This is a genomic window from Variovorax sp. MHTC-1, assembly GCF_003984645.1.
In the GTDB taxonomy this organism is placed as follows: domain Bacteria; phylum Pseudomonadota; class Gammaproteobacteria; order Burkholderiales; family Burkholderiaceae_C; genus Variovorax.
On the sequence record NZ_RWKI01000009.1, the window covers coordinates 88,831 to 103,885 of the forward strand.

At 65.4% G+C, this 15,055-nt stretch carries 16 protein-coding genes; 3 read left to right on the forward strand and 13 right to left on the reverse strand.

The window, feature by feature from the left end:
• Positions 1-186 precede the first annotated feature (186 nt).
• The 13 genes from asd to EJI01_RS16890 all read right to left on the reverse strand — a co-directional run bounded on the left by asd (position 187) and on the right by EJI01_RS16890 (position 11,998).
• Entirely contained in the window at positions 187-1,329 is a 1,143-nt protein-coding gene (gene asd / locus EJI01_RS16830) for an aspartate-semialdehyde dehydrogenase (protein WP_126838287.1), read from the reverse strand.
• A gap of 91 nt (positions 1,330-1,420) precedes the next feature.
• Entirely contained in the window at positions 1,421-2,509 is a 1,089-nt protein-coding gene (leuB, locus tag EJI01_RS16835) for a 3-isopropylmalate dehydrogenase (protein ID WP_126838288.1), read from the reverse strand.
• Between the two features lie 27 nt (positions 2,510-2,536).
• Positions 2,537-3,187, reverse strand: coding sequence for a 3-isopropylmalate dehydratase small subunit (gene leuD / locus EJI01_RS16840; protein ID WP_126838289.1), 651 nt, complete (start codon positions 3,185-3,187; stop codon positions 2,537-2,539).
• A 14-nt stretch (positions 3,188-3,201) separates the two neighbouring features.
• Positions 3,202-4,623 (reverse strand): 3-isopropylmalate dehydratase large subunit, encoded by a 1,422-nt coding sequence (gene leuC / locus EJI01_RS16845; RefSeq protein ID WP_126838290.1) that lies wholly within the window; start codon positions 4,621-4,623, stop codon positions 3,202-3,204.
• A gap of 32 nt (positions 4,624-4,655) precedes the next feature.
• Positions 4,656-5,600: a LysR substrate-binding domain-containing protein gene (locus EJI01_RS16850; protein WP_126838291.1), complete on the reverse strand. Its 945-nt coding sequence runs from the start codon at positions 5,598-5,600 to the stop codon at positions 4,656-4,658.
• Between the two features lie 121 nt (positions 5,601-5,721).
• Positions 5,722-5,862: an entericidin A/B family lipoprotein gene (locus tag EJI01_RS16855; RefSeq protein ID WP_126838292.1), complete on the reverse strand. Its 141-nt coding sequence runs from the start codon at positions 5,860-5,862 to the stop codon at positions 5,722-5,724.
• A 122-nt stretch (positions 5,863-5,984) separates the two neighbouring features.
• Entirely contained in the window at positions 5,985-7,295 is a 1,311-nt protein-coding gene (gene gltA / locus EJI01_RS16860; protein WP_126838293.1) for a citrate synthase, read from the reverse strand.
• Positions 7,296-7,318: 23 nt separating this feature from the next.
• The gene (locus tag EJI01_RS16865; protein WP_126838294.1) at positions 7,319-7,621 is read right to left on the reverse strand and encodes a succinate dehydrogenase assembly factor 2; all 303 of its coding nucleotides are present in this window, start codon (positions 7,619-7,621) and stop codon (positions 7,319-7,321) included.
• 13 nt (positions 7,622-7,634) lie between these two features.
• Entirely contained in the window at positions 7,635-8,336 is a 702-nt protein-coding gene (locus EJI01_RS16870) for a succinate dehydrogenase iron-sulfur subunit (protein ID WP_126838295.1), read from the reverse strand.
• Between the two features lie 22 nt (positions 8,337-8,358).
• Positions 8,359-10,167, reverse strand: a complete 1,809-nt coding sequence (gene sdhA / locus EJI01_RS16875) for a succinate dehydrogenase flavoprotein subunit (protein WP_126838296.1) — start codon at positions 10,165-10,167, stop codon at positions 8,359-8,361.
• Between the two features lie 87 nt (positions 10,168-10,254).
• Positions 10,255-10,620: a succinate dehydrogenase, hydrophobic membrane anchor protein gene (sdhD, locus tag EJI01_RS16880; RefSeq protein ID WP_126838297.1), complete on the reverse strand. Its 366-nt coding sequence runs from the start codon at positions 10,618-10,620 to the stop codon at positions 10,255-10,257.
• Between the two features lie 13 nt (positions 10,621-10,633).
• Positions 10,634-11,080, reverse strand: a complete 447-nt coding sequence (gene sdhC, locus EJI01_RS16885; protein ID WP_126838298.1) for a succinate dehydrogenase, cytochrome b556 subunit — start codon at positions 11,078-11,080, stop codon at positions 10,634-10,636.
• Positions 11,081-11,239: 159 nt separating this feature from the next.
• Positions 11,240-11,998 carry a GntR family transcriptional regulator gene (locus tag EJI01_RS16890; protein WP_260602490.1) on the reverse strand — a complete coding sequence of 253 codons (759 nt, stop codon included), beginning with the start codon at positions 11,996-11,998 and terminating at the stop codon, positions 11,240-11,242.
• A gap of 161 nt (positions 11,999-12,159) precedes the next feature.
• Between EJI01_RS16890 and EJI01_RS16895 the strand changes: the two genes are divergently transcribed.
• The 3 genes from EJI01_RS16895 to EJI01_RS16905 all read left to right on the forward strand — a co-directional run bounded on the left by EJI01_RS16895 (position 12,160) and on the right by EJI01_RS16905 (position 15,042).
• Positions 12,160-13,146 carry a malate dehydrogenase gene (locus EJI01_RS16895; RefSeq protein WP_126838300.1) on the forward strand — a complete coding sequence of 329 codons (987 nt, stop codon included), beginning with the start codon at positions 12,160-12,162 and terminating at the stop codon, positions 13,144-13,146.
• Between the two features lie 121 nt (positions 13,147-13,267).
• Positions 13,268-14,044: a trans-aconitate 2-methyltransferase gene (gene tam / locus EJI01_RS16900; RefSeq protein ID WP_126838301.1), complete on the forward strand. Its 777-nt coding sequence runs from the start codon at positions 13,268-13,270 to the stop codon at positions 14,042-14,044.
• Positions 14,041-15,042 carry an HpcH/HpaI aldolase/citrate lyase family protein gene (locus EJI01_RS16905; RefSeq protein WP_126838302.1) on the forward strand — a complete coding sequence of 334 codons (1,002 nt, stop codon included), beginning with the start codon at positions 14,041-14,043 and terminating at the stop codon, positions 15,040-15,042. The genes tam and EJI01_RS16905 overlap by 4 nt, the downstream gene beginning before the upstream one ends.
• Positions 15,043-15,055: the final 13 nt, after the last annotated feature.

Here is a 15,055-nt window from a genome sequence, read left to right on the forward strand (position 1 = left end):
AGGCAACGGATGTCGTGTCATGCTGGTAGGGGGCAGCGCGGCCCAAAAGTGTAAGAGGACGTTAACATCAACACCCCGCACTGACAAGGCGACAGGCCTTATCTACCCAGTGCGCGCCAACTTCGGAGCGCATTCTGCGTTGCGGCACCGCAACGTCGGGCGTCCGGAAGGGCGCCCGACATCGCTTCAGGCCTCCAGCAGGATGCGCAGCATGCGCCGGAGCGGCTCCGCCGCACCCCAGAGCAGCTGGTCGCCGATGGTAAAGGCGCCGACGTACTCGGGGCCCATGGCGAGCTTGCGCACCCGGCCCACTGGAATGCTCATCGTGCCCGTCACCGCCACCGGCGTCAGGTCCTTGAGCGTGGCTTCGCGGTTGTTCGGCACGACCTTGACCCAGTCGTTGTCGGCTGCGATCAGTGCTTCGATATCGGCGACCGGCACATCCTTCTTGAGCTTGAATGTCAGCGCCTGGCTGTGACAGCGCATCGCGCCGATGCGCACGCAGAAGCCGTCGACCGGTGTCGCTGCGGTTCCGAAGCCTGCGCCCTGGCCGAGGATCTTGTTGGTTTCGGCGCCGGCCTTCCACTCTTCCTTGCTGATGCCGTCGCCGAGATCCTTGTCGATCCACGGGATCAGGCTGCCGCCGAGCGGTGCGCCGAAATTGGCCGTTTCGGCCGCGCTCAGCGACTGCTGCTTGGCCAGCACCTTGCGGTCGATCTCGAGGATCGCTGACTTCGGATCGTCCAGGAGCGCACGCACTTCGCCGTTGATCGAGCCGAACTGCGTGAGCAGCTCGCGCATGTGCTGCGCGCCGCCGCCCGAGGCGGCCTGGTAGGTCATGCTGGTCATCCACTCGACCAGGCCGGCCTTGTAGAGGGCGCCGACGCCCATCAGCATGCAGCTCACGGTGCAGTTGCCGCCGATCCAGTTCTTGCCTCCCTTGGCGAGCGCGTTCTGGATCACCGGCAGGTTGACCGGATCGAGCACGATGACCGCGTCCTCGTTCATGCGCAGGGTGGAGGCGGCGTCGATCCAGTGGCCGCTCCAGCCCGCGGCGCGCAGCTTGGGAAAGACCGCGCTGGTGTAGTCGCCGCCCTGTGCGGTGATGACGATGTCGCACTTCCGGAGTGCTTCGATGTCGTGCGCGTCCTTCAGCGTGGTCTCGTTCTTCGCCGTCGCCGGGGCCTTGCCGCCGGTGTTGGAGGTGGAGAAGAAAAGCGGCTCGATCAGTCCGAAGTCGCCTTCGGCCTGCATGCGGTCCATGAGGACCGAGCCGACCATGCCGCGCCAGCCCACGAGGCCGACCAGAGGTTGAGTTGCGTTCGCCATTTCAATTTGCCCTTGTGAAAAAAAGAAAGCTGTCTTTTCTTTGCGCCCGGCTCGTCAGAGCCGGGGGAGGGCGTGACGAAGCAGGCTGCGGTTAGCCGGTAATCGTCTTTTTGGTGATGGCTGCCACCACGGCGTCGCCCATTTCGCGGGTGCCGACCTTGGTCGTGCCCGCGGACCAGATGTCTGCCGTACGCAAACCCTGCGCCAGCACGTGCTTGACGGCCGACTCGATTCGGTCGGCAGCCTCGGGTTGGTTTAGGGAAAAGCGGAGCATCATGGCAGCGGACAGGATTGTAGCCAAAGGATTGGCAACCCCTTTGCCTGCAATGTCGGGCGCGCTGCCGTGGCTGGGCTCGTACAGGCCCTGATTGCCGGCGTTGAGCGAGGCCGAGGGCAGCATGCCGATCGAGCCCGTCAGCATGGCGGCTTCGTCGGACAGGATGTCGCCGAACATGTTGCCGGTGACGACCACGTCGAATTTCTTGGGCGCCTTGACTAGCTGCATCGCGGCGTTGTCGACGTACATGTGATCGAGTTCGACGTCGGGGTATTCCTTGCCGACCTCGGTCACGACGTCCTTCCAGAACTGGAAGGTTTCGAGCACGTTGGCCTTGTCGACGCTGGTCACCCGCTTGCTGCGCTTGCGTGCCGCCTGGAAGGCGACGTGGGCGATGCGCTCGACCTCGGGGCGCGAATAGCGCATGGTGTCGAAGGCCTCCTCGGCGCCGGGGAAGTGGCCGTCGACGGCGGTGCGGCGACCGCGCGGCTGGCCGAAATAGATGTCGCCCGTCAGCTCGCGGATGATCAGGATGTCGAGGCCCGCGATCAGTTCGGGCTTCAGGCTCGAGGCGCCGACCAGCTGCTCGTAGCAGATCGCCGGGCGGAAGTTGGCGAACAGGCCGAGATTCTTGCGCAGGCCGAGGATGGCCTGCTCGGGCCGCAGCGAACGCTCCAGCCTGTCGTACTTCCAGTCGCCCACGGCGCCGAACAACACGGCATCGGCCTCCTTGGCGAGCTTGAGCGTGGCCTCGGGCAGCGGGTGGCCGTGGGCCTCGTAGGCTGCACCGCCGACCAGGGCCGATTCCATCTCGAAGGAGAGGTCGAGCGTGTCGAGCACGCGGATGGCTTCGGCGACGATTTCGGTGCCGATGCCGTCACCGGGAAGGACTGCGATTTTCATGAAGGTGTTCTGAAGAAGTGGAAGGGGTCAGGCGATCAACTGGTGGCTGAGCCAGGGCTTCTGCGCCAGGCGCTCGGCCTCGAAGGCCTCGATCTTGTCCTTGTGACGCAGCGTCAGGCCGATGTCGTCCAGGCCGTTGATCAGGCAGTACTTGCGGAAGGCCTGGACCTCGAAGGGCAGCTCGCTGCCGTCGGGCTTGACGATCACTTGCCGCTCGAGGTCGACGGTGAGGCTGTAGCCTGGAAAGGCGAAGGTCTCGTCGAAGAGCTGGGCGACCTGCGACTCGCTCAGAACGATCGGCAGCAGGCCGTTCTTGAAGCTGTTGTTGAAGAAGATGTCGGCATAGCTGGGCGCGATGATGGCGCGGAAGCCGTACTGGTCGAGGGCCCAGGGCGCGTGCTCGCGCGACGAGCCGCAGCCGAAGTTCTGGCGCGCGAGCAGGATCGAGGCGCCCGCGTAGCGCGGCTGGTTCAGCACGAAGTCGGGGTTCGGCTTGCGCGACTTCGGGTCCTGGCCGGGCTCGCCCGGATCGAGGTAGCGCCAGGCGTCGAACAGGTTGGGGCCGAAACCGGTTTTCCTGATCGACTTCAGGAACTGTTTGGGAATGATGGCGTCGGTGTCGACGTTCTCGCGGTCCATCGGCGCCACGAGGCCCTTGTGCACGGTGAATTTCTGCATGGTGTGTGGCTCCTTCAGGCGAATTGGCGGACGTCGACGAAATGGCCGTGCACCGCGGCGGCGGCGGCCATGGCCGGGCTCACCAGGTGGGTGCGGCCGCCGGCGCCCTGCCGGCCTTCGAAGTTGCGGTTGCTGGTGGAGGCGCAGCGTTCGCCGGGCTCGAGCCGGTCGGCGTTCATCGCCAGGCACATCGAGCAGCCCGGCTCGCGCCATTCGAAGCCCGCGGCCTTGAAGATCTGGTCCAGCCCTTCGCGCTCGGCCTGTTCCTTCACCAGGCCGGAGCCCGGAACGACCATTGCGAGCTTGACGTTCTTCGCGACCTTCTGACCCAGCTTCTTGACCATGGCCGCGGCTTCGCGCATGTCCTCGATGCGGCTGTTGGTGCAGGAGCCGATGAACACCTTGTCGATCAGGATGTCGTTCATCGGCTTGTTCGGCTCCAGGCCCATGTAGGTCAGCGCGCGCTCGATGGCGCCGCGCTTGTTGGCATCCTTTTCCTTGTCCGGATCGGGCACGCGGCCGTCCACCGGCACCACCATCTCGGGCGAGGTGCCCCAGGTGACCTGCGGCTTGATCTGCGCGGCGTCGAGCTCGACCACGGTGTCGAAATGCGCATCGGCATCCGAGTGCAGCGTCTTCCAATAGGCAACGGCCTGGTCCCATTCGACGCCCGTGGGCGCGAGCGGGCGGCCCTTGACGTAGGCGATGGTCTTCTCGTCCACCGCCACCAGTCCGGCGCGCGCCCCGGCCTCGATCGCCATGTTGCACACCGTCATGCGGCCTTCCATGCTGAGGTCGCGGATCGCCGAGCCGGCGAATTCGATCGTGTAGCCGGTACCGCCGGCGGTGCCGATCTTGCCGATGATCGCCAGCACGATGTCCTTGGCGGTGCAGCCCGGCGCCAGCTTGCCCTCCACCCTGACGAGCAGGTTCTTCGCCTTCTTGGCGAGCAAGGTCTGGGTCGCCATCACGTGCTCGACCTCGCTGGTGCCGATGCCGTGCGCCAGTGCGCCGAAGGCGCCGTGCGTGGAGGTGTGCGAATCGCCGCACACCACCGTCATGCCCGGCAGCGTCGCGCCCGACTCGGGGCCGATCACGTGCACGATGCCCTGGCGCTTGCTCAGGAAGGGGAAGAACGCAGCCGCGCCGAATTCCTTGATGTTGCTGTCCAGTGTGGTGATCTGCTCGCGGCTGACGGGGTCGGCGATGCCGTCGTAGCCGCGCTCCCAGTTCGTGGTCGGCGTGTTGTGGTCGGCCGTGGCCACCACCGAGCTGATGCGCCACAGCTTGCGGCCGGTTTCGCGCAGCCCCTCGAAGGCCTGTGGGCTGGTCACTTCGTGGACCAGGTGGCGGTCGATGTACAGGATCGAGGTTCCGTCTTCCTCGGTGTGGACGACGTGTTCGTCCCAGAGCTTGTCGTAGAGCGTGCGTGCCATGTGATGGTCTCTTTCGTGGGAGGGTGATTGTCTTATGCGGCCAGCTGGTCGGGCGCCGCCGCCGGCGCCTGCAGGTGCGTGACGAGCATGCGCGCCGCGACCGGGAGCGTCGAGAAATCGCGCGCGACCAGGCGGATCTCGCGCGCCGCCCAGGCGTCGTTCAGCGCCACGCTCGTCAAGCCGCGGCCGATGCCGCCTTGCATCAGTTCGAAGGCGCGCAGCGGCATCACGCCGATGCCGAGGCCGTTCTCGATCATTCGGCACATGGCGTCGAGGCCGGTCACGTGGATGCGCAGCTTGATCGTGCGATCGGCGGCCAGCGCGGCCTGGTGCATCGCGACGTAGATCGAGCTGTTGGTATGCAGGCCGACGTGGTCGACATCCAGCGAGTCCGCGAAATCAATTGCGCGCTGCGCCGCCAGCGGATGGCCTGCGGGCACGACCAGCACCAGCGAATCGCGGCGGTACGGCAGGCTCTGCAGTTCGCTCGTGCCTTCCGGTACGTGACAGATGCCGAGGTCGGCCGCTCCCTCGTGCACGGCGCGCACCACCTCGCTGCTGAGATGTTCTTCCAGGTCGATCTTGATCGCGTCATGCTCGCGCGTGAAGGCGCCGAGGTCCTCGGGGAGAAACTGCACGATGGCCGAGATGTTCGCGTGCACCCGAACATGACCGCGAATGCCGTCGGCGTACTCGCTCAGCTCGCCCTGCATCTTCTCCAGGCTGTAGAGCACGGAGCGTGCGTGGTGAAGAAGGCTCTCGCCCGCTGGCGTCAGGTCGACGCCGCGTGCATGGCGATAAAGCAGGGGAGTGCCGAGCGTGGCTTCGAGATCCGACAAGCGCTTGCTGATGGCGGAGGCGGCGATGAATTCGCGCTCCGCCGCCCGTCCGATAGTGCCCAGCTCGCAGACGGCCACGAACAGCTGCAACGACGTGAGGTCGATGCGGCGGGCGAAATTGCGTTCGGACGAGGTCATTTCGGGGCTTCGGCATCTCGGTTGGAGATGGAAGCCCCTATTTTCCCTCTGTTTTTACGTGTTAGTCATCGCGATGCGCGATGGCATCGCTGCCAGAGTGCGATGGTGAGGCGAGAAGGCGCTATTGACGCTTCTTGCTCGAGTCTTCCATCTTCTCGCCGGCCTTCTGCACGTCCTGGCCCGCGCCTCTCCAGGTATTGCAGCCGGCCAGCGGCACGGACAGGGTGAAAGCGATGGCGACCAGTGCGGCAAGTTTCTTCATGGCGTAACTCCTTCTGTTTGGGTGCCTTGCAGCCTATGCCCCCCTTGCCGGCACTGCGTGTCAGCCAAGACGCAAAAAAGCTGCCCGAGGGCAGCTTTCCGGGGTGAGCGCGAAGACGAGGCTCAGCGCTGCGCGATAGGCTGCACGTCGCGCTTGGGCGAGCCTTCGAAGAGCTGGCGCGGACGACCGATCTTGTACTCCGGGTCGCCGATCATCTCGTTGAGCTGGGCGATCCAGCCGACGGTGCGCGCGAGCGCGAAGATCGCGGTGAAGAGCGGCACCGGGATGCCGATCGCGCGCTGCACGATGCCCGAGTAGAAGTCGACGTTCGGGTAGAGCTTGCGCGAGACGAAGTATTCGTCTTCGAGTGCGATCTTCTCGAGCGCCATCGCAAGCTTGAACAGCGGATCGTTCTCGAGGCCAAGCTCGTTCAGCACTTCCTTGCAGGTCTCCTGCATCAGCTTGGCGCGGGGATCGTAGTTCTTGTAGACGCGGTGCCCGAAACCCATCAGCTTGACATTCGAGCTCTTGTCCTTGACCTGCTTGATGAACTCGCCGATCTTGTCGACGCCGCCCGCCTTCTGAATGTCGTGGAGCATGTTGAGCGCCGCTTCGTTGGCGCCCCCGTGGGCCGGACCCCAGAGGCAGGCCACGCCCGCCGCGATGGCTGCGAAGGGGTTGGTGCCCGAGGAGCCGCACAAGCGCACGGTCGAGGTCGAGGCGTTCTGCTCATGATCGGCATGGAGGATGAAGATGCGGTCGAGCGCGCGCTCGAGCACCGGGCTCACCTTGTATTCCTCGCAGGGCGTGGCGAACATCATGTGCAGGAAGTTGCCCGCATAGCTGAGTTCGTTCTTCGGGTACATGTAGGGCTGGCCGATCGTGTACTTGTAGGCCATGGCGACCAGCGTCGGCATCTTCGCGATCAGGCGGATCGCGGCGATCTCGCGGTGCTTCGGATTGTTGATGTCCGTGCTGTCGTGATAGAAGGCCGACAGCGCGCCGACCAGGCCGGTCATGATGGCCATCGGATGCGCATCGCGGCGGAAGCCCCGCAGGAAGAACTGCATCTGCTCGTTGACCATCGTGTGGTTGGTCACGAGCTTGGTGAAGTCGGTCTTCTGCGTCGTATTCGGCAGCTCGCCGTACAGCAGCAGGTGGCAGGTTTCGAGAAAGTCGCAATTGGTCGCGAGCTGTTCGATCGGATAGCCGCGGTAGAGCAGTTCGCCCTTGTCGCCGTCGATGTAGGTGATGGCCGACTCGCACGACGCCGTCGACATGAAGCCCGGGTCGTAGGTGAACATGCCGGTCTGGGCGTAGAGCTTGCGGATGTCGATCACGTCGGGGCCCATGGTGCCCTTGTAGATCGGCAACTCGACGTTCTGTCCGCCGTTGCTGAACGACAGGGTGGCCTTGGTCTCGGATGCTTTCATTGCGAGTGTCTTTCAAAGAGTGTTCAGGAAGATTGGGATTGCGCGCCGTCGGTGCGCATCAACTGCAGGAGTTCGATCACGTCGGCCCCGGCCCATTCGGGCTCGGGTTCCTTTCTTCGAAGCAGCAGGTCGAGCAGATCGTTGTCCGACAGGTCCATCAATGTCTCCAGTGCCTGCGCCTGCCCGCAGGTCAGACCTTCTTCATGCCGCTCGAAGAAGCGCGCGATGAAGAGGTCGTTCTCAAGCAAGCCGCGCCGGCAGCGCCATCTCAGCTTGCTCAGCGCACGTTCGCTGATCGGCTGCTGGAGGTCGGTGGCGGATTGCATGGTTTTCAAAAGCTCAGATGGCGCGGCGCACCATCAGTTCCTTGATCTTGCCGATCGCCTTGGTCGGGTTCAGGTTCTTCGGGCACACGTCGACGCAATTCATGATCGTGTGGCAGCGGAACAGGCGGTACGGGTCTTCGAGGTTGTCCAGTCGTTCGGCGGTGGCCTCGTCGCGGCTGTCGGCGATGAAGCGGTAGGCCTGCAGCAGGCCGGCCGGGCCGACGAACTTGTCCGGGTTCCACCAGAAACTCGGACAGCTGGTCGAGCAGCTCGCGCACAGGATGCATTCGTAGAGCCCGTTGAGCTCGTCGCGCTCTTCGGGGGACTGCAGGCGCTCCTTTTCGGGCGGCACCGTGTCGTTCTGCAGATACGGCTTGATCGAGTTGTACTGCTTGAAGAACTGCGTCATGTCCACGATGAGGTCGCGGATCACCGGCAGGCCGGGCAGCGGCTTCAGCACGATCGTGCCCTTGAGCGTGAGCATGTTGGTCAGGCAGGCGAGGCCGTTCTTGCCGTTGATGTTCATCGCGTCCGAGCCGCAGACGCCTTCGCGGCAGGAGCGGCGGAACGACAGCGTCGGATCCTGCGCCTTGAGCTTCATCAGGGCGTCGAGCAGCATGCGTTCGTGGCCGTCGAGTTCGATCTCGACGGTCTGCATGTAGGGCTTGGCGTCCTTGTCCGGGTCGTAGCGGTAGATCTGGAATGTGCGCTTCATCGTGAAAACCTTGGGTATGTTCTTAGAAGGTACGGACCTTGGGAGGCACGGACTCGACCGTCAGCGGCTTGAGCTTGACGGGCTTGTAGGACAGGCGGTTGTCCTGGCTGTACCAGAGCGTGTGCTTCATCCAGTTGGCGTCGTCGCGGCCCAGCGGCGCGACGGGGTCGTCGGACGGGCGCTCGTAGTCCTCGACCGTGTGCGCGCCTCGGCACTCCTTGCGCGCGGCGGCCGAGACCATGGTGGCCTGCGCCACCTCGATCAGGTTGTCGACTTCCAGCGCCTCGATGCGCGCGGTGTTGAAGACGCGCGACTTGTCCTTCAGCGTGACCTTGGCCACGCGCTCGCGCACGGCGGCGATCTTCTTGACGCCCTCGTCCATGGAGGCCTGCTTGCGGAACACGGCGGCGTGCTGCTGCATCACGGAGCGGATCTCGCCCGCCACGTCTTGCGCATACTCGCCCGAAGTCGAAGCCTCGAGCTGGTTCAGGCGCTCCAGCGTGCGGTCGGCGGCATCGGCCGGCAGCGGCTTGTGTTCCTTCAGCTTGTCGTTGAACTCGACGATGTGGTTGCCGGCCGCGCGCCCGAACACCAGCAGGTCGAGCAGCGAGTTGGTGCCCAGGCGGTTGGCTCCGTGCACGCTCACGCAGGAACATTCGCCCACCGCGTACAGGCCGTTGACCACGGCGCTGTTGTCCTCGCCCTTCTGGATCACCACCTGGCCGTTGATATTGGTCGGAATGCCGCCCATCTGGTAGTGGATGGTCGGCACCACGGGGATCGGTTCCTTCGTGATGTCGACGTTGGCGAAGTTGACGCCGATCTCGTACACCGAAGGCAGGCGTTTGTGGATCGTCTCGGCACCGAGGTGGTCGAGCTTCAGCAGCACGTAGTCCTTGTTCGGGCCGCAGCCGCGGCCTTCCTTGATTTCCTGGTCCATCGAACGCGAGACGAAGTCGCGCGGCGCCAGGTCCTTGAGCGTGGGCGCGTAGCGCTCCATGAAGCGCTCGCCGTTGCTGTTGAGCAGGATCGCGCCTTCGCCGCGGCAGCCTTCGGTCAGCAGCACGCCGGCGCCGGCCACGCCGGTCGGGTGGAACTGCCAGAACTCCATATCCTGCAGCGGAATGCCCGAGCGCGCCGCCATGCCGAGGCCGTCGCCGGTGTTGATGAAGGCGTTTGTCGAGGCCGCGAAGATGCGGCCCGCGCCGCCGGTGGCCAAGAGCACTGTTTTGGCCTGCAGGATGTGCAGGTCACCGGTTTCCATCTCGAGCGCGGTCACGCCGACCACGTCGCCATCGGCGTCGCGGATCAGGTCGAGCGCCATCCATTCGACGAAGAACTGGGTGCGCGCCTCGACGTTCTTCTGGTAGAGGGTGTGCAGCATCGCGTGGCCGGTGCGGTCGGCCGCCGCGCAGGCGCGCTGCACCGGCTTCTCGCCGTAGTTGGCGGTGTGGCCGCCGAAGGGGCGCTGGTAGATGGTGCCGTCCGGATTGCGGTCGAAGGGCATGCCGAAATGCTCGAGCTCGTACACCACCTTCGGCGCTTCGCGGCACATGAACTCGATCGCGTCCTGGTCGCCGAGCCAGTCGGAGCCCTTGATGGTGTCGTAGAAGTGGTAGTGCCAGTTGTCCTCGCTCATGTTGCCGAGCGAGGCGCCGACGCCGCCCTGCGCCGCGACGGTGTGCGAACGGGTCGGGAACACCTTGGACAGGACGGCCACGTTGAGGCCGGCGCGCGCCAGTTGCAGCGAGGCGCGCATGCCGGAGCCGCCGGCGCCGACGATGACGACGTCGAACTTGCGCTTGGTGATTTGTTCTTTGGTATAGGACATGGGGTCAGGACTCCCGCCGGGCCGCGCCAAGGGGGGCCGCGCCCCCTTGGGGGGCAGCGAATACATGAAATGGTGAGCGTGGGGGCATTAAATTCTCCAGAGCACTTGAATGGCCCAACCCGCGCATGCAACAAGCCAGACGATCGTGAAAACCTGCAAGACGAGACGGATGCCGACCGGCTGGACGTAGTCCATCCAGATGTCGCGCATGCCGACCCAGACGTGATAGAGCAACGAAGCGATCACCGTGAAGGTGAGCACCTTCATCCACTGCGACGCGAAAATGCCGGCCCACTCGTCGTAGCCGATCGGCCCGCGGGTGAAAAGCACCTGCGCCAACAGGATGACGGTGAAGAGCGCCATCAGGGCGCCCGTGATGCGCTGGCTGAGCCAGTCGCGCAGACCGTAGTGCGCGCCGACGACGATGCGCTTGGAGCCGTAGTTCACAGACATCTCGTGCTCCTTCTCAATAAAGACCGAACAACTTGGCGCCGAACACGACGGTCAAGAGAATGCTGATGGCGAGCGTGGCGATTGCCGAGCTCTGGCCGAATTCCTTGTTCACCGCGGCGTGGCTCACGTCCATCCACAGATGGCGCAGGCCGGCGACGAAGTGGTGCAGGTAAGACCAGATCAGCGCCAGCACCACCAGCTTCAGAAACCAGCCCGGAACGAAACCAAGGCCGCTGTTGAAAGCGGCCTTGAAGCGTGCGTACGAGTACTCGGAAGACACGGAGGTGTCGAACATCCAGATGATGAAAGGAAGCAGCAGGAACATCAGGCCACCGCTCACGCGATGAAGAATCGACACGATGCCGGCCGGCGGAAGCCGGTAGGTGGTCAGGTCGGTGAAGGCGTTGATGTTGCGGAACTCGCGCCGCTGCGGTCGGGGTGGTGTGGCCAGCTCTGTCATGGGGGCTTTCGGTGTATTTTTCGAGGGGCGGCTCGATCTTTGGCGGAAATGCAAACAACGCAAAATTCTATTGCAACGCACCATCGCGCTTCGCGCGCTGCGAAGTCGTCGCACTGCTTCGCTCGGTTGCTATTGATTCGATAGCTTGGCGCTCACGGGTCAGCCGAGTTCATTGCGATAGTGGTGCGTGTCGGTGCGGTAGAGGCCGCGGCGCAGCTCCATCGGCGTGTCGTGATAGGTGTGGGCCACGCGCTCCACGCTCAGCAGCGGCGTCGCGGTGGAGACGGCGAGCAGCGCAGCCTGCGCCGCGTCCGGCAGCACGGCGCGGATCTTTTCTTCGGCGCGCACCATGCGCACGCCGAACTCGGTTTCGAACATCGCGTACATGGGGCCATGCCAGGCGTTCAGCCGCTCCGCCGTCAGGCCCTTGAAGGGCGCGCCCGGCAGCCAGAGATCTTCGAGGATGGTCGGCGTCCCGCGGTAAGCCAGCACGCGCCGAACTTGCAGCACGGCATCGCCGGTGCGAAGCGCCAGCAGGCGCGCGACGTCAGCGGTGGCACGCAGCCGCTTGCAGTCGACGATCTCTCGCTCGGCCGGGCCCTCGCTGTCGACGTTGCCGCTGTCGGGCACGAGTTTCAGGAAGCGGTACTGCACATGCTGCTCGGCGTGCGTGGCGACGAAGGTGCCCTTGCCCTGGCGGCGCACGACCAGGTTTTCGGCCGCGAGCTCGTCGATGGCCTTGCGCACCGTGCCCTGGCTCACGCGAAAGCGCGCGGCAAGCTCGATCTCGCTCGGAATCGGCTCCCCGGGCTTCCACTCGCCGGTGTGCAGGCTCTGCAGGATCAATGACTTGATCTGCTGGTAGAGCGGGCTGAACGAAGGCGTCAGCTCGGCAAGCGCGGTGGGGGAGGTGCTCATGTCGGCCGACATCTTATATAAGACACAAGACTGGCGCCATCGAAAGCGCAAATCGGCATAAAATCTTCGCCGGCCTTTGCGCCCGGGCGGATCGCCCGGGCCGACCTCCGCGGCCGCATCCGCGGCCGCGCACCGTTTACATCACATCCTGGAGTTTTCCCATGAGCAAGAAGCCTGTTCGCGTTGCCGTCACTGGTGCCGCCGGCCAAATCGGTTATGCCCTGCTGTTTCGCATCGCCTCCGGCGAAATGCTCGGCAAGGACCAGCCGGTCATCCTGCAACTGCTCGAGATTCCGGACGAGAAAGCGCAGAAGGCGCTCAAGGGCGTGATCATGGAGCTCGAAGACTGCGCGTTCCCGCTGCTCGCCGGCGTGATCCCCACCGGCGATCCGCTGATTGCCTTCAAGGACGCCGACTACGCGCTGCTGGTCGGCGCCCGCCCGCGCGGCCCCGGCATGGAGCGCGCGGACCTGCTGGCCGCCAACGCCCAGATCTTCACGGCCCAGGGCAAGGCCCTCGACCAGGTCGCGAGCCGCAACGTCAAGGTGCTGGTGGTCGGCAATCCCGCCAACACCAACGCCTACATCGCGATGAAGAGCGCCCCAAGCCTGCCGCGCAAGAACTTCACGGCGATGCTGCGCCTGGACCACAACCGCGCCGCCAGCCAGATCGCCGCCAAGACCGGCACCGCCGTCGGCGACATCGAGAAGCTCGCCGTCTGGGGCAACCACTCGCCCACGATGTACGCGGATTACCGTTTCGCCAAGGTCGGCGGCAAGAGCGTCAAGGACCTCATCAACGATCAGGTCTGGAACGCCGATGTGTTCCTGCCCACCGTGGGCAAGCGCGGCGCCGCGATCATCGAAGCGCGCGGCCTGTCCTCGGCGGCTTCGGCTGCCAACGCCGCCATCGACCACATGCGCGACTGGGCCCTGGGCTCCAACGGCAAGTGGGTCACGATGGGCATCCCGTCGGACGGCCAGTACGGCATTCCGAAGGACGTGATCTTCGGTTTCCCGGTCACCACCGAGAACGGCGAGTACAAGCTGGTCGAAGGCCTCGAGATCGACGCCTTCAGCCAGGAGCGCATCGACAAGACGCTGAAGGAATTGCAGGACGAGCAAGCCGGCGTGGCCCATCTGCTGTAAATGGCCCCCCCGGCTTTTCACTCGCTGCGCTCGTGTAACTCCACCCCCGAGGGGGAGGCGCGGCTGGCCTTGGGGCGGCCCGGCGGCGGCCGCCTCAGCGCTTCTTGATGAAGTGACAGGCATGCTCGACTGGAACCCTGCGCTCTACCGTCGCTACGAGGACGAGCGCACGCGCCCCGCACAGGAGCTGCTGGCGCGCGTTCCGTTGACCGGGGCGGCCCGTGTGGTCGACCTCGGTTGCGGGCCGGGCAATTCCACCGAGCTACTGGTGCAGCGCTTTGCCGGCGCCGCAGTCGTCGGCACCGACAACTCCGAAGCCATGCTGGTCAGCGCGCGCGAGCGCCTGCCCCAGGCCCGCTTCGAACTCAGCGACATCGCGCGCTGGCAGCCCGAGCTGGCGCCCGATCTGATCTATGCCAACGCGTCTTTGCAGTGGGTGCCCGACCACGAGACGCTGATCCCGCGCCTGTTCGCTGCGTTGGCGCCCGGCGGCGTGCTTGCCATCCAGATGCCCGACAACCGCGAGGAGCCTACGCACCGGCTGATGCGTGAAGTCGCGGCCGAGGCGCCGTGGGCTCGAGCGATCGGCGATGCGGACAAGCTGCGCACGATGCTGCTGCCGATCGACGGCTACTACGACCTGCTGGCGGCCGACGCGGCACAGGTCGACGTCTGGCGCACCGCCTACCAGCATCCGATGGCTTCTGCCGCCGCGATCGTCGAGTGGGTGCGCGGCACCGGGCTCAAGCCCTTCGTCGATCGGCTGCCGGCCGAACTGCAGGCCAGCTACCTGGCCGAGTACCAGCGCCGTGTCGACGGCGCTTATCCCGTGCGCACCGACGGCAAGCGCCTGCTTGCCTTCCCGCGCATGTTCATCGTGGCGCGGCGCAAGTCATGAACAACTCTTCCGCCCATCCGCGGGACGTGCTGCTCGGCGCACAAGCCGGTGCGGTCGTGCTGCCGGTGTGCGACCACTACAGCGGCGTCGAGTCGCGCATGCGCAAGAGCCTGGCGCTGCAGGCCGAGATGACGCAGGAGTTCGGCGCCTGCGTGTTCGACGTCACGCTCGACTGCGAAGACGGCGCCCCCGTGGGCGGCGAGGCCGAGCATGCCGCGCTGGTCACCGAACTCGCGCTCGCCGCCGCGCCCGGCATGCGCGTCGGCGTGCGGGTGCATCCGGTCGACCACCCGGCCTTTGCCGGCGATGTGATCACCGTCGCGGGGCGTGCCGGCCATCGGCTGAGCCACCTGATGGTGCCCAAGGTCGAATCGGCCGACGACGTGCGCGAGGCCGTCGAGGCCCTCAACGCGGCCGGCGCCGAAGCGGTGCCGCTGCATGTGCTGATCGAATCGCCGCTGGCGGTGCACCATGCCTTCGAGATCGCCGCGCATCCGCGCGTGCAGTCGTTGAGCTTCGGCCTGATGGATTTCGTCTCGGCGCACGGCGGAGCGATCCCGGCCGAGGGCATGGGCGCGACCGGGCAGTTCACGCACCCGCTGGTGGTGCGCGCCAAGCTGGACATCGCCTCGGCCGCGCACGCGCACGGCAAGGTGCCGTCGCATTGCGTGGTGACCGAGTTCAACGACATCGATGCGATGCGCGCCGCCGCGAAGAAGGCGGCCGGCGAGTTCGGCTACACGCGCATGTGGAGCATCCACCCGAACCAGATCCGCCCCATCCTCGAGGCCTTCGCGCCCGACGAGCGGCAGATTCAAATGGCTACAAAAATCATAGCGGCCGCCATCGCCGCGGATTGGGCGCCGGTCAGTTTTGATGGCACATTGCACGACCGCGCAAGCTACCGTCATTTCTGGCAGCTACTTACGCGTGCGCACGCCACCGGCCGTGCGCTGCCGTCCGAGGCGCAAGCTTGGTTTGCCCCCGGCGTCTCCTGAAACATCACGCCTC

Bases quoted from the DNA above. Each gene is read 5' to 3' on its own strand.
- leuD (WP_126838289.1), bottom strand. From the start codon at position 3,187: ATGCAGAAATTCACCGTGCACAAGGGCCTCGTGGCGCCGATGGACCGC.
- EJI01_RS16890 (WP_260602490.1), bottom strand. From the start codon at position 11,998: ATGAGCACCTCCCCCACCGCGCTTGCCGAGCTGACGCCTTCGTTCAGC.
- EJI01_RS16865 (WP_126838294.1), bottom strand. From the start codon at position 7,621: ATGCAATCCGCCACCGACCTCCAGCAGCCGATCAGCGAACGTGCGCTG.
- tam (WP_126838301.1), top strand. From the start codon at position 13,268: ATGCTCGACTGGAACCCTGCGCTCTACCGTCGCTACGAGGACGAGCGC.
- leuB (WP_126838288.1), bottom strand. From the start codon at position 2,509: ATGAAAATCGCAGTCCTTCCCGGTGACGGCATCGGCACCGAAATCGTC.
- sdhC (WP_126838298.1), bottom strand. From the start codon at position 11,080: ATGACAGAGCTGGCCACACCACCCCGACCGCAGCGGCGCGAGTTCCGC.
- EJI01_RS16850 (WP_126838291.1), bottom strand. From the start codon at position 5,600: ATGACCTCGTCCGAACGCAATTTCGCCCGCCGCATCGACCTCACGTCG.
- EJI01_RS16905 (WP_126838302.1), top strand. From the start codon at position 14,041: ATGAACAACTCTTCCGCCCATCCGCGGGACGTGCTGCTCGGCGCACAA.
- asd (WP_126838287.1), bottom strand. From the start codon at position 1,329: ATGGCGAACGCAACTCAACCTCTGGTCGGCCTCGTGGGCTGGCGCGGC.
- gltA (WP_126838293.1), bottom strand. From the start codon at position 7,295: ATGAAAGCATCCGAGACCAAGGCCACCCTGTCGTTCAGCAACGGCGGA.
- EJI01_RS16855 (WP_126838292.1), bottom strand. From the start codon at position 5,862: ATGAAGAAACTTGCCGCACTGGTCGCCATCGCTTTCACCCTGTCCGTG.
- sdhA (WP_126838296.1), bottom strand. From the start codon at position 10,167: ATGTCCTATACCAAAGAACAAATCACCAAGCGCAAGTTCGACGTCGTC.
- leuC (WP_126838290.1), bottom strand. From the start codon at position 4,623: ATGGCACGCACGCTCTACGACAAGCTCTGGGACGAACACGTCGTCCAC.
- sdhD (WP_126838297.1), bottom strand. From the start codon at position 10,620: ATGTCTGTGAACTACGGCTCCAAGCGCATCGTCGTCGGCGCGCACTAC.
- EJI01_RS16895 (WP_126838300.1), top strand. From the start codon at position 12,160: ATGAGCAAGAAGCCTGTTCGCGTTGCCGTCACTGGTGCCGCCGGCCAA.
- EJI01_RS16870 (WP_126838295.1), bottom strand. From the start codon at position 8,336: ATGAAGCGCACATTCCAGATCTACCGCTACGACCCGGACAAGGACGCC.